Source organism: Psychrobacillus sp. AK 1817, assembly GCF_008807035.1.
Lineage (GTDB): Bacteria > Bacillota > Bacilli > Bacillales_A > Planococcaceae > Psychrobacillus > Psychrobacillus faecigallinarum.
Genome location: NZ_CP031739.1, coordinates 3703355 through 3717305, shown reverse-complemented (window position 1 = coordinate 3717305; position 13951 = coordinate 3703355). Strand labels below are relative to the sequence as shown.

Annotated in this window: 12 protein-coding genes; 1 reads left to right on the top strand and 11 read right to left on the bottom strand. The window is 32.4% G+C overall.

The features are described 5' to 3' along the window. Window positions 1-71: 71 nt before the first annotated feature. On the top strand, window positions 72-1286 hold the full coding sequence (locus D0S48_RS18545) for an NAD(P)/FAD-dependent oxidoreductase (protein ID WP_151113282.1): 1215 nt from the start codon (window positions 72-74) through the stop codon (window positions 1284-1286). A 99-nt stretch (window positions 1287-1385) separates the two neighbouring features. Here the strand turns inward: D0S48_RS18545 and D0S48_RS18540 are convergent, their stop codons facing one another. The 11 genes from D0S48_RS18540 to D0S48_RS18490 form a co-directional block, all read right to left on the bottom strand. Beyond that, window positions 1386-2306: a polysaccharide deacetylase family protein gene (locus tag D0S48_RS18540; RefSeq protein ID WP_191963835.1), complete on the bottom strand. Its 921-nt coding sequence runs from the start codon at window positions 2304-2306 to the stop codon at window positions 1386-1388. A gap of 70 nt (window positions 2307-2376) precedes the next feature. Then, a complete protein-coding gene (locus D0S48_RS18535) occupies window positions 2377-3111 on the bottom strand; it encodes a hypothetical protein (protein WP_151113278.1) in 735 nt (244 codons plus the stop codon). Window positions 3112-3135: 24 nt separating this feature from the next. Next, complete coding sequence (locus D0S48_RS18530; RefSeq protein ID WP_151113276.1) at window positions 3136-4548, bottom strand: GNAT family N-acetyltransferase; 1413 nt, start codon at window positions 4546-4548, stop codon at window positions 3136-3138. 144 nt (window positions 4549-4692) lie between these two features. Then, on the bottom strand, window positions 4693-5790 hold the full coding sequence (locus D0S48_RS18525) for a glycosyltransferase family 4 protein (RefSeq protein ID WP_144538675.1): 1098 nt from the start codon (window positions 5788-5790) through the stop codon (window positions 4693-4695). Window positions 5791-5817: 27 nt separating this feature from the next. After that, the gene (locus D0S48_RS18520) at window positions 5818-7527 is read right to left on the bottom strand and encodes a GNAT family N-acetyltransferase (protein WP_151113274.1); all 1710 of its coding nucleotides are present in this window, start codon (window positions 7525-7527) and stop codon (window positions 5818-5820) included. Beyond that, a complete protein-coding gene (gene murJ / locus D0S48_RS18515) occupies window positions 7515-9071 on the bottom strand; it encodes a murein biosynthesis integral membrane protein MurJ (RefSeq protein WP_225321649.1) in 1557 nt (518 codons plus the stop codon). Before murJ ends, D0S48_RS18520 begins: the two co-directional genes overlap by 13 nt. A 3-nt stretch (window positions 9072-9074) precedes the next feature. Continuing rightward, window positions 9075-10445, bottom strand: coding sequence for an O-antigen ligase family protein (locus tag D0S48_RS18510; RefSeq protein WP_151113272.1), 1371 nt, complete (start codon window positions 10443-10445; stop codon window positions 9075-9077). Further along, window positions 10393-11430 carry a glycosyltransferase gene (locus tag D0S48_RS18505; protein WP_151113270.1) on the bottom strand — a complete coding sequence of 346 codons (1038 nt, stop codon included), beginning with the start codon at window positions 11428-11430 and terminating at the stop codon, window positions 10393-10395. The genes D0S48_RS18510 and D0S48_RS18505 overlap by 53 nt, the downstream gene beginning before the upstream one ends. 93 nt (window positions 11431-11523) lie before the next feature. Next, window positions 11524-12216 carry a CpsD/CapB family tyrosine-protein kinase gene (locus D0S48_RS18500; protein WP_151113268.1) on the bottom strand — a complete coding sequence of 231 codons (693 nt, stop codon included), beginning with the start codon at window positions 12214-12216 and terminating at the stop codon, window positions 11524-11526. Next, window positions 12185-12943: a YveK family protein gene (locus D0S48_RS18495; protein WP_151113266.1), complete on the bottom strand. Its 759-nt coding sequence runs from the start codon at window positions 12941-12943 to the stop codon at window positions 12185-12187. The genes D0S48_RS18500 and D0S48_RS18495 overlap by 32 nt, the downstream gene beginning before the upstream one ends. Window positions 12944-12993: 50 nt before the next feature. Next, a complete protein-coding gene (locus D0S48_RS18490; RefSeq protein ID WP_225321648.1) occupies window positions 12994-13575 on the bottom strand; it encodes a sugar transferase in 582 nt (193 codons plus the stop codon). Between the last annotated feature and the right edge of the window lie 376 nt (window positions 13576-13951).

Below are 13951 nucleotides of genomic sequence, written 5' to 3'. Positions count from 1 at the left end.
TTATAGTATACCATGGATTGAACTCCAAAATTATGGGTATATAATCTATAAAAATAATCGGAGGATAATATATGAATATTCATAACGGGTCTCTTTATTGGCCAACTACTACAAAAGCATTTGAACCTAAAATAGCGGTAAATCCATTAGAAATATATGACGTTGTGATCGTTGGTGCAGGAATGTCAGGCTCTTTGACTGCCTTGGCTCTCGCGGAAGCAGGCTTACAGGTAGCTCTATTAGATAAACGAGTAATGGGCTCAGGCAGTACAAGTGCAAACACTGGCCTGCTACAATATTCAAATGACATTATGTTACATGAGCTAATCGACCAAATTGGAGAAAAAGATGCAGTTCGTTTCTATCAGCTTTGCTACGAGGCAATGGACCATTTAGAGGTTGTCGCTAAAAGTTTAGATGAAGATCCTGACTTTATTAGAAGACCGAGCCTATGCTTTGCAAGTGAGGAAAATGACGTAGAAAAACTGAAGGCGGAGTACATAACTCTACAAAAGTATAACTTTCCATGTGATTATCTAGGAAGAAATGAGATAGCGAGCAAATTCTCCTTTGAGAAGGATGGTGCCCTACTGACGCTGGGAGATGCAGAGGTGAACCCTTTGAAATTTGTTCAAGGAGTTCTAAGAAAAGCTGAAAATCTAGGTGTTCACTTGTTCCCTTATACGGAAGTGATAGATGTATTAGATGTAAGTGACCATTTAGACATTCGCACTTCTGGTCAAAACTTCTTTGCTAAGAACATTGTCTACACAACCGGTTATGAAACAACGCCGGTAGGAAAACGTGTTGGTGCAGACATTAATCGTTCCTATGTAATGGTGAGTAATGTAGTGAAAGATTTATCCGATTGGCATGAGCAGGCTTTAATATGGGAGACACAGCGTCCCTATTTGTATGCTCGGACGTGTAAGGAAGGACGTATAATCGTCGGTGGATTAGACGAGGACAAACCAGAGGCACCTCAATCATATGAGCTAATCATGAAAAGAGCTGAAAATCTCTTAAAACAAATAAAAGAGTTATTTCCTCAATACGATTTAAGTATCGATTATGCCTATGCGGCTAGTTTCGGAGAATCAATTGATAACCTCCCATTCATCGGTCAGCACCCAACGAAGGAAAAACACTATTATTTACTAGGGTACGGTGGAAACGGAACTGTTTACAGTATGCTAGGCTCTCATATATTAAGAGATTTATTGACTGGTCAAAAGAATGATGATGCTGAGATTGTTCAATTGGAGAAGAAATACGGGGTTCGATAATTTTAAAATAATGAGGCAAGTGCTGTCTTATTTATGGAAAGCAAGAATGTTGTAACACATTCTTGCTTTTTAGTTACTTTAAACCTTTGGGTTGGAGTACTAGGTGATACTATCCACTTCTCTTTGTTCAGCCAAGAATTTATCGGCTACCTCTTTCATATTTAGGGATTCAAAACTATATTTATCCCTCAAAATTTCTACATGCTTTAAGATTTCCTCTAAAAAGCGTAGGTTTTCTTCTATATTTACCCCGAAATTATGTGGGTGCCACCAGAGATGAAACACCTTATCTTCCCTTGCTGCTTCCGTTAATCCTTTTTTTATTCTTTCTAGTCTTAGCCCTTCTAATACACGAAGTTTTTTGTTGTATGGACGCAGAAATCTACTAGATTTTATATTTAAAACGGAAGTTGCCTTTAAACTATTTATACTGTAAGTATGGTGACCAGTCACCATAACATAGGCGTCTAGCAGACGCATTGCTCTCTTAATCGGCAAATTAGTTTTGCTTGTATATGGCCTATAGATCCAGCTATCTTCATTTCCTCTATAGGCACTTATACCGTACATTTTACAAACTTTCAAATACTCTTCATTTGTTTGGTTTCTTGGAAATACTAAAGAAGTAACACCCTCCTGTAGTTCTGCCACGTTCTCTAAATCCTTTTCAAAGTTTTTAATACTTTGTCCAGATTCTAAACAGTAATAATGAGAAAATGTATGTGTCGCGATTTCTTGATTTGGAGCTGTCTTAATAATTTCAATCAATGAACCTGCGTAGTGGTAAGGGTCTACACTCTCCTCCTCTCCAACATAGGATAATATGTGTTTAGGAGAAAATTCCTCTTGTTCGTATGGAAGATCTAAATTATCCAGTCTTTGTAACAGCTCTTTTTTATTTTTACAATATAGCATCCCAACGATCGCCCAAGTAGCGTGGATCTCATAATCATTAAACAACTGCAGCATTCTAGGAATGGCAATCCGAGACCCTAATAAATTTCCCTTATACTTTTCCAATGAAAGAACGTCATGTACTCCCCAATTCATCTCCATGTCTAAAGAAATTACAAGAACACCCAGTTTCTCTTTACCTCCTCATATATAAATTTCTTCCCCACAAAACTATCTTACCAACGGAGGATTTTGCCTTATAACCTGAATATACTTCTACGATATCCCCCCCAAATTCTAGCTTAAAGTTTCGTATATTTTCATTGTCCGTAAGCCCACCCATGTCATAACGTTTATGATTAGTCCTTTTAAAGTAAAGGATATTATGCCACAGCAAATATCTACTTGCTTCACTTAACATTCTTTTTTCTATTGCGCTTTTAAATTCCTTATAATAAGAAGCAGAGTATAGCGACAGCACGTTTTCACCATCAGAAATATATACTCGATAACATAGAGTTTCTTTATCGTTATTTAATATTTTTGTAATAACTAAAGCATTCTGTTCTCTAAGTCTTTTCATTGTATTTATATGAAAAGCATTACAAGAATAGGTATCCTTTGTTTTAGCAAATGCATTATAAAACCTCTGGAAATCATATATGTCTCTAATTGTAGGATTATCTAATTCTTCTATTATAAATTCCCTATTCATTGCTCTTCTAATTTGTTTTCTATTGCTAGATCTTAAATCAAAGAATAATAATTCTTCCTCTCTTGTTAAATCAATACAGCTTGTTTCCACCTTTGAAAGTCCCGTTGAAAAGGTGGAATGAGAAAACCCTTCTATATCTTTGCTTGATTGCAACTCTTGGTTTTTTTCAGAAAAATAGTAGCTGTGCATTTTAAAAAACAAAAATTTTCTTTCCAAAACAATTATAAAGGCACCTTCTCTTTATTTTACTTTTCTTCTCATCTTGTGTGCACTATTAGCCTGGTCCAGCTTTAATCTCTCAATAATTTGAAATCCAAACAATTTTAGTTTTTCTTGACTCACCTTATCTGTAAAATCGACCAATACATAGATATTATTTGGAAGATAGATTTTTTGTATAAAAGAGAGTTGTTTTTCAAGTTCTTGTCTATTCCACGAACTTAAATATACGGACCTTGCTGGTAATTCCTTGAGAAAAACCGTATCTTCATTAAAGATAAAATTTTCATTTACCCAAAATGCCTTAGAAGGATCTATTGAATAATAACCTTTGCTTTTCCTAAAAGCCTTCTCCAGCGATTCCCTTCTATTATTTTCTGAAGTCAGTATGTCTATATTAGTCACACCTTTAAAATCACTTACTGTCTTTACTTGAGTATCAGTAAGCCTAGCTAAAAGGTATTTATATTTTCTTACACTAAGAGATTTAATCTTTTTGAATGAAAACTTTTTTCTTGCTAATTGTTTTTTCTTTAAGAAAAAGATTGTTTTGGTGAACCTTGCCTTTAAAGTTTTAGTCGAAACTACAAAACTATTAGCTGAAGATGAATGCATTAAACTATTATTAACGACTTTTATGTGATGGCTTAGTACCTTTTCAAGTTCGTAAATTGTAAAGTCTGGGTGAAAGCCATATGCGTATTCTTCATATGTCCCTCTACATTTCAATACAAAGGAAAAAGCGACAATTTCCTTCTCAATTGCTACAGTAATCACTTTCAATTCCAGTGCTGCTATTTTGAGCTCCTGTGATAAATTTTCTAAAAAAGTAAGATCGTAAGAAGAAGAAAAGCAGAAAGGCTCTCTAGATTTACAAATGAATTCCTTATATTGAGAATAGGAAATTTCATCAATAGCCACATTACCTAGTTCTTGTAATCTTTCTATTCTTAATATATTATTTCCCTCATCTATGATGGGGGAATTCAAGCTTACAGTTACTTTACTTAGTAAATTTCGAGCTTTTAAATAGGCAGAGAGCTTTAAGAAAAGAATTTCACTCATTTCTGTAAAATGAAACACAGCATGTTTATGATTTTCTATTAATTTATCCATCAAAAACATAAGCACTCTATCTAGATTAGAATGATGTACTATAAAATCTAATTTACATATTCCAGGAAGAGATAACATTTGATAAATAGGTATATTATATTTTATTGATATATTAAAAGGAAAAAAAGCTATTACTTTTAAATTTTCCTTAATCCCAAATACTGTTACATTATGGTTAGAAGCTTTGTTCTTCCACCAATTTATAAAAAATTCATATTCAAAAAAATGGTTAGTATTGTGGTTTAATTCTAGAATGGAGGACCATTCCTTCTTATACATCTGCAATTGCATTGGACTTTTTATAACGAAAAGTTCCAAATAAAACTCCTTTCTTTTTTTATTTAAACCAAATCGTCAGTAAAAAAACTATATGATTATGCTTTTGTCATAGAAAACTTCTCCAGTAAGAGCAATAAGCGTTTGTACTGTGACTGAGTCGTTTTTCATATACAGTCTCCTACGTTATAGTAGTTCTTTTTTATTAATCACTTTATGATAAACTGAACACGTTTTTTCATACATAATTGAAAACGTAAAAGATTCTAAGTAAATATTTCTGCTCTTTTTCCCCATTCTTAATCGAAGTTCCTCATCTTCGATCAATCTTTTTAAAAGGTCCGAGAGATTGTCCTTAATAAGAAATCCATTTTTGTTATTAGAAACCGCCTCTCTTACACCCCCTACGTCTGAAGAAATCACAGGAAGACTGTGCATCATAGCTTCTAATATACTTAATGGTAATCCCTCCCATGAAGAAGTGAGCACAAACAGGTCAGAGTTTTTCAATACAGAAGAGACATCAGAGCAATTACCTAAAAATAAGACTCTATTATCTAGCTCATTTTCTACAGCTGCTAACATTACTTCTTGCTTTAATGATCCATCCCCTACAAAAATCATTTTCCATTGCAGGTCTTTTAATTGAGCTAAAGCTTTTATTACATCTAGATGTTTTTTGGGGGCTTCAAAACGTGCAACCATTACTATTACTACTTCATCCTTTATGGTCCTATTACTTAAAATGCTGTTATCATGCACTCCGTTTGTAATTGTTACTAGTTTTTCCGAAGGAAGTACTCGATTATTTATGGCTAACAGCCGATCTTGTTCACACACAGTTATAACAGTGCGTGATAATTTTCCAATTTGTTTTTCAACCAATCTATAAAACATTTTTTTTCTTGTTTCAACCCCTTCAGCAAATGCCCAGCCGTGTGCTGTAAAAACAAATGGAAGCCTCAGAGACCAACAAGCAATTCTTCCTAATATACCAGCTTTAGACGAATGGATAGCGACGATATCTGGACTCAGTTCCTTTAGCTTTTTCCTAATCTCCAAGATAGCCTGAGCATCTTTCCATAGGTTAATATTTCTTTTTAAAAACTTTGTTCGAACATATGCAATACCATCTACAACTAAATCCGAATCGGTAGTTTCTTCACCACCCGACATTATAGTAACCTCATGACCATCAGTTAAAAGCTGTCTAGATAAATCCCGTACGTGGACTTGGGCTCCTCCAAGCTCATTCATATGGGTTATCAATTGAACAATGCGCATTTATCTCCCTCTTCTACATAGGGTAATTTAAGTAATCATCATCTTAGTAACACCGAAAACAGTTCTTTTAACAATCTTCTCTTTTAATATGAAACCCTGTTTTTCTAACTCTGCTATTTTCTTTTTTTCCCGTCGTTTAACAAAAACGAATAGCTTATTCACATTACTTTTCTTTTTTATATAGGAACAAATCTCCGCTATATTTTCTATTCTCCAATTTTCTATTGAAATAGAGCTTTTTCTAAAGTCCTTCAAATAGGATATCTCATCTATACGAAATACCTTTTCGTTTAACCAAATAACATTCTCGTATTTAACCCCTTCACTATCATAAAACCCTTTACTTCCTCCATAAATTTTTGTACAAATATCTCTCATAAATGGCTGAAATATAGAGTACTTAGAAGTTGAATCCTTTATAGTAAGTTCCGTATATGACTTAATTCCATCTCTTGCTTTTACATCTTTTCTTGGTATTTCATATATATAGTAACTTTTCATATGGAATATTTTTCTAAATTGCATTGCAAGAAATTCTAAAATTATTTTCCTAGCTTCTTTTGCTTCACCTTTACGGAAAATATTTTTTATGATGTATACAGCTTTACCTAGCTTGTTTCTTTTAAATAACACTATCTTTTGGTTTAATTTTACTCTTGAGATTAAACCTTCTTTCCCCGATAAGATTCTCCTGTACATTCGACTTAAAGGTGTACTAGATGAAAAAATCATTTTAGTCGTATGATCCACATCTGTATTCCACTCAAATTTATACGTTTCATATCCAATACTTAAATCGAAAACTGTTATGTCCCGTTCACTACATTGAAGGATTTTTTCTTTTTCTAGAATTCTACCTGGACTAAATACATCGTAATCATCATCAAATCCTAGTACATAGCTGATATATCTTCCTCTGCATCGGTATCCATAGTTAAAGGCAATCATTTTACCATCCAAGTAAAGGCCATCTATCTCAGTTTGACAATCTCCAGTAGTTCGAGTGGCTAAACTCTTATAAAACTCTCTTTCTTGTTTATAAGTAAAACGACTCGTATCATGTTTCTTTTTCCATCTCTTATGATGAATATCAAATATTTCTTCCATTTTATCCGGCCCTGTTACTAATACATCAACATTCCCATTTTCCCTTATACGTTTTTCTCTTCTATCTAATCGGTGTATTTTTTTCCGCTTTTTCATATATTCTTCAAGTTCAATTTTCTTTAAATTAATGTATGGAGTAATAACACGATGTTTAGTATGAGGATAATTATTTTTTTGCAGAAAGTTATTTAACGCACGAAAGGTGTCACTGCTTTCAAGTATGCCATGCAATTTAAAAACTACATGCTTTTTCTTTTCTATAATTGAGTCAATTACAAATCTAATAAGGGCTTCTAGTTTTCTATTAAAAGCGATAATTTCCATATAATTTGCTTGACCTAGACCTAAAAAGGAGTATTCATATAAAGCACCTTTTTTTGTATATAGGAAAGGAAATATAGCTACTATCTTTCCATTTTCTTTTACAACGGAAATTTCAATATTTTTACTTCCCCCCAGATGCTTCCACCATTCATATATCCACATAAATTCTATAAACGGATTTGTGTTTTGCTTAGTATCTAGTATCTTTGTCCATTCCTTTTCAACAAGTGCCAAATCCTCAAAACAGACAATTGTATGCAGCTCCAAGTTTTTCAGTAGCTCAATCCTTTCTTCTAATTGATCCATTTCTCTTTTATATAATTTATAATTGTTTTTGTTTCAGATACTTTAAATAAAGTGATCAGTAATATATATATAACTATTCCTACTAATACAACAATTGATAGTTTTAATAATTCACCCATAACTAAAGATTGATTTAAGAAATAGACAACCCCACCCATACCTCCCGCTGCAATAGATACTTTTACAAAAGTGATGAGGCATTCCTTTAAACCAAAAGATCCTATTTTTTTTCTCAGATGAATAACTAAAAGAAAAGAGCAAAATAATGCTGAAATACTCGTAGCTAGCGCTAAACCACTTATGCCTAAAAATCTGGAAAGGATTAAATTAAGAACTATATTTAATCCAACTGCAATAGCAGCATTATACATAGGCGTTTTAGAATCCTGTAATGAATAAAATGTTCTATTGAGAATTTCTCTAATTGCATAACCAATCATTCCAATGCAATAAAAAAATAATGCATGAGAAGTCATTTCCACTGCTTGACCATCAAAATGTCCATGACCAAATAATATTTTGATTATTGGATTAACAAGTATCATTATTCCAACACTAGCTGGAACCACAATAATTATTACACTGGATATTACCTCACTAATAGACTTTTTAAAGTCCTTTTGATTGTCTTGTGCCGCCATCTTTGAGATGAGAGGGAACATAACAGTAACAAAGGAGAGTACAAAAATCCCTTGAACAAAATCATTTAAACGACTTGCATATGTTAACGCCGATATTCCGCCTTCTACCAACATGGATGCAATTGTTTTATCAACCATTAAGTTTATTTGATCAATGGATATTCCAATCATTACTGGAAAAACAATAGTAGCCATTTTTTGTATATTTTTATCTGAGATACTTACAATACGCTCATATTTATAATTAGTTTTCTTGAGTGCAGGAAATAGAAACAGCATTTGAAAAAAGGCAGCTAAAACACTTCCTATAGCTAAAACAACTATATTCGAATGTACGCTAAAATATATGGACAAAATGATGATGAAATTGAATGGTAAACCTACCATTGCTGAGGCAGTAAACTTTTCGTTTATTTGCAGATATCCTATAAACAATTGAGTTAGACTAGTAAAATATATCCCTATCAAGCCTATACGAGTGAACATCACTGCTATTTTCAATGTCTCCCCATCGAAGCCTAAGGCAAACACTTTTACAAGTAGGTTAGAAGATAGCAAACCTATCACTATTATTCCTGTAGTAATGATAAGAACTATGTTTATCAAATTATTAGTAAAACCCAATGCCGATCTCTTTCCGTCCTCATGTTCAATTTGTTTATACATAGGTATATATGCAGTCGAAATACCCGCAATAATAAGACTGAACAAAACGGAGGTAATAGTGATGGAAATGATATACGCATCACTAATAGCAGTTGCTCCATAAAAATAAGATAAAGTTATATCGCGTAGAAAGCCTGTGACCTTTGATAAAACTGCTATAATCATTAAAAATACTGCTGTCTTTTTCATCTTATCAATAGAATTTCCTTCTTTTCTCAAGAATTTATATTTATCCAACCACTACTCATATTCGTAGATATTTTTTATCGCAAATAGTAATAATAAATAGAAGCTTTCATTTGATAGTGCATTTATCGATAGATAACTAATACCCATAGCTAAAACAGGCAGCCAGCTGATGAACGCTGTTCTTCTAAGCTTCTTGGAAGAGGCAAAGACAGTTAACACCATTATAAACAGGAAGAAAATGATAAAGCCTAATAATCCCCATACAACAAATAGCTCTATAAGAATGTTATGCGTTTCAAGATAAACTCCAGATCTTATATGGTAATCCTGAATTCCCATACCAAAAACCATTAGCTTCCAATCTGAATTCATAAGTGTGAAGTAACTTTCGGCAATAATATTCCTATTACTTGTCAAAGCATCAGGGTCATTAATATAATTTGTAAACCTTGAAAAAAGCAAATCTAACAAAGAAAGAATTTCTTCATGATAAAAAAAAGAAAGTATCGTCGTGAGGATAATAATCATTACGATAAAATGTATTAACTTCTTACTCCTCCTAAGCGAAAGCAGAAGTTTTAGGAGCAAGAACATTAAAGTAATCGTAACAACCAATATGAACATTCTGGAAAGACTCAATATTCCAAAGCCTGCGAAAAAGACAAATAAAAGAGGATAAAATATATTTTTACCTATACTCTTTCCTCTAATAACAAGATGAAGCATCGAAAACATGGCTACCATAATATACATAGAAAAATAATTAGAATCTCCAGCTCCGCCTCGAAAACGAATCGTCGCATTTTGATTCAAAATTGATCCGTATAGCTGATAGAACTCTACAATTCCGTACAATATAGAAATAACCAACCCTACAAGAAAGTACTTAATCGTATTTAAATGATTATATGTGTTCCTTGAATAGATTAAGTACAAAGCAGCATATAAAACTGCACCTATCCAGCTAAAAAGTAAAAAGATAGATTTTAAATTATACGAAAATAAATGTAATGCTTCATAAAAAATAATAAAAATAATAAAAAATAAATACCATTTTGATATATCCATATTTCTGCATTTAATCACTAGCTTAACAAGAGATATACAAATAAGAATGTTCAAAGAAGGAATTGACACAGTACTTGCTGTAAAATGCATTATCCCTAAATTAGGAATTAAAAAGACTAATATAGAAAAGTTTTGATCAATAGTAGAGAATAATATACGAGCAATAAAGTAAATTACAAGTACATACATCCCAAGACCACTATTCAACAGCTGGTCACCAATGAGACAGAAAATAGTAAAAAAAACATCTAAAATCATCCAGCTGTTTTTAAATAGAAAATTTGTAATTTGAGATTGTGGCCTACTGTAGAACACTACTGTATACCTGTCCAAGTTGATATTTAAATTTAGCAATATCACTTAACTCTTCCGCTCTTTGATATGCACCTTTTTTTAACCTTTGGTATTCTTCTACAGAATTTAACAGTATGATTATCGCCTCTACAAACTCAAAATCATTTTCACAAATGTACGAACATGAATCATCTACTATATTGTCTATGCCTGGTAGAAGAGGCACTATCACAGGCTTACTTAAAGCTAGTGCTTCCATTAGAACCATAGGCAAACCTTCTGATTTGGATGTCATTACAAAAACTTTAGAGTGTAAAAGTGCTGGGTAAGGATTCATTTGGAATCCTCTTATTTCAATATTTTTTTGCAAATTTCTTTGTAAAATAACTTTTTGACATACTTGCTCTAGAGACCCGCCACCTAGCATGACTACTCTAAGATTTGGAATTATTTCAATCACCTTTTCACATATCTCAATAAATCGAAGCGGATTTTTTATATCTTCATATCTACCGATAAATGCTATATCAAAATCTTTATCCTCCACTAAAAGGGCATTTTTCTTTATCGCATTTATATCTACGATGTTTTTTATTGAGGTACATCTAGAAGGAAATCTATTTAAAAATGAAGTTTCTTTTATGATAGGAGATACTACAACTATTTTTTGGATTTTTAAGCATGCTAGAAAAAATACGATAGAATATTTATTTACAGATTTAAGCCAATGTGGGTTTTGATGAATATGGGATATAACTGGAATAGTAAAAGTTGCTAACGAACATTTTATAGTTGCAGTAAAATCATGTGCGTGTATTAAATCGGGTTTCCATTCTCTAATAATTTTTCTGAGTTGCCGTATAGATAGTTGTTTCATTTCTACATGCTCAATACCTCTGTTTTGTAGAACGTCTTCAATTAACCCACTCGGAGAAGCATAAGCACTTTCATATGAATCTGAAAGAGTGGTGATAATTCCAATTGCTACGTTTTCTGCTCCAGCCAGATCATTAGAACTTAATACATGTAATATTCTTTTTTTCATTTCAACCCCCCTTGTATTTTAAAAGTAAGATCCATTTCACGTTAGAAATTTAATTTGAAAACAATTAAACAACTTACCTCTAGTGGGGTTAGTTTACTTATCTCCGTAATACTGATAGTAATAATGATCTTTTTCTATTTTGTAATTGTTCAAAATCATACCTATAACCTTTGCCTGAGAGTTATCAAGTGCGTCTTTTACTTTGCTTAAGGTCTTTTTTTCTGTTTTACCTGCACTTATCACTATTAATGTCCCATCACATTTATTGGCTATTATTTGCGCATCTGAAACTGAAAGTATTGGAGGAGCATCATAAATGATAAGATCGTATAGTTTCCTAGTTTCTTTTATAAAATTATCCATTTCAGCTGAATCTAATATTTCGTTTGGATTAGATGGAATAGTACCACAGGTTATTAAATCCAAATTCTCTTTACCTGAATTCTTAATGATACTTGGAAGGCTCTCCTCATTCCGCAGGAAACAACTTAGTCCTTTGGAGATATGTTTATTGAATGTATAATGGACTGTCGGTTTTCTTAAATCGGCATCTACCAGCAATACCTTTTTTCCTGCTTGTGTAAAGATCAATGCTAAATTGGAGGCTATTGTCGACTTTCCTTCACCTACAGAAGGAGAGGTAATAAGAAGAGTTTTAAATTCCCTATCTCTCATTGCAAACTTAATATTTGCCCTTATTGTACGAAACTGCTCAGCAACTATTGAATTTAGATGAGAGTTCAATACTAGTCTTTTACTCTTCGGAATGGTCTTTTTCTGGATCACTTTTTTCCCTCCTCCTCCTCTTTCTTTGTGTTCCTACAACATCCATCACATTTGTATTTATTGGACTAACTATACCCAGCAAGGGATAGTCAATAAGTTCTTCTATATCCTCTTCAGTCTTGACAGTAGTATTAATGAGGTAGAGAAAATAAGCTAAACCTACTCCGAAAACAACTCCTAGGATGCTAGCAATTATTAAATTTAATGGTAGGTTAGGCTTAATAGGCTTAACGCTCTTCTTTTCTAGTGCTGGAGATAAAACAGTGACATTATCAATGCTCATAATTTTTTTTATCTCTTCTTGAAATACATCTGCAGTCATATTGGCTGTTGCTACGGCTGTTTTAAGTTTTTCATGCTCAACAGAAATATTTAATACCTGAGAATTTTGTTCATTCGTTACAGATATTTCTTCAGCAAGAAGATCTGATGTCGTTAACAAAGAAAGATTTTCAATGACCTTGTCTAAAATGACAGGACTTTTAATAATGACATTATAAGTATTTATAATTTGTAAATTTGATTGAATATCTTGAGTTTCTAAACGGTTACTACTTTTTTCTTTTTGATTAATAAGAAGTTGAGTGGTAGCTTCATATTTAGGTGTTAGAAAAAAGTAGCTAACAACACCTGTTATTAGCACAAATGAAAGAAAGACTGTTATTAACAATATTCTTTTCTTCCTTAACAGTAGATAGAACTCATTGAGACTCATATCCTTATCCATGTTTATCTACTCCCTCTATTTACAACTATCAATTAAGTTTCGTCTTTTGACTATGAGGACCATTTTCCTGTTACAACTATCCAAAATGTATTTATTAATATTTTTAAATCTAAGAAAAAGGAACAGTTCTCTACGTAATACAAATCATATTTTAGTTTTTCACCATGAGTAATGGTTGACCTACCTCGAATTTGAGCGTATCCAGTAATTCCCGGTCTCATAAGTAAGCGTTTTTTTTGTATAGGAGAATAATGTGTAGTAATCTCAATCATTTCTGGCCTTGGTCCAACTAAGCTCATATCTCCAATTAACACATTCCATAATTGGGGCAATTCATCTATGCTATATTTCCTGTAAATTTTTCCTACCTTCGTTATTTTAATATGGTCTGGCTTTTCAAATGTAAAGTTTTGAGGCACTTCGTAGCCCCACTGATACGAATGACCTGGAGAATCTACATCTGATGAATCCATTGTTCGAAACTTCCATATTAAAAAAATCCGTTCATGTCGTCCTCCCCTCAGCTGATAAAAAAATATAGGAAAACCTGAGACAAAATATGAAATTATAGAAAAAATTAAGAGAAATGGAGAGAGAATAACTAGAAGAATAAAACTCCCTAAAATATCCAATAATCGCTTTCCATATTTTTGATAAATTACAGATTCCTCCTTTCAAAAATAATTATTATTCTGTACTAGTTCTTTTACATTCATTCTGGATTAATTCGTAATACTAAAGAAATATATAAAAAAAACCTAAAAGTATTATTCAAAAATAATATACTTAATCAAACGCTTATAAATTACCTGCTAGCAATTAATTAACTCTTTTGTTTTGAAGTTACTTGAAATTCGACCTCATAATTTTTCTTTATAGAGTATATTCACTTAGACAAGCAATAAAGAACAAAAATTTATGATTGTTTTGAGAAAATCAACGACAAAAAAACACCAGTTGTGCCTTAACTGGTGTTTTGTCCATAATTAGTGAAACTTTCAATAGAGT

Bases quoted from the DNA above. Each gene is read 5' to 3' on its own strand.
- D0S48_RS18545 (WP_151113282.1), top strand. From the start codon at position 72: ATGAATATTCATAACGGGTCTCTTTATTGGCCAACTACTACAAAAGCA.
- D0S48_RS18525 (WP_144538675.1), bottom strand. From the start codon at position 5,790: ATGCGCATTGTTCAATTGATAACCCATATGAATGAGCTTGGAGGAGCC.
- D0S48_RS18520 (WP_151113274.1), bottom strand. From the start codon at position 7,527: ATGGATCAATTAGAAGAAAGGATTGAGCTACTGAAAAACTTGGAGCTG.
- D0S48_RS18505 (WP_151113270.1), bottom strand. From the start codon at position 11,430: ATGAAAAAAAGAATATTACATGTATTAAGTTCTAATGATCTGGCTGGA.
- D0S48_RS18495 (WP_151113266.1), bottom strand. From the start codon at position 12,943: ATGGATAAGGATATGAGTCTCAATGAGTTCTATCTACTGTTAAGGAAG.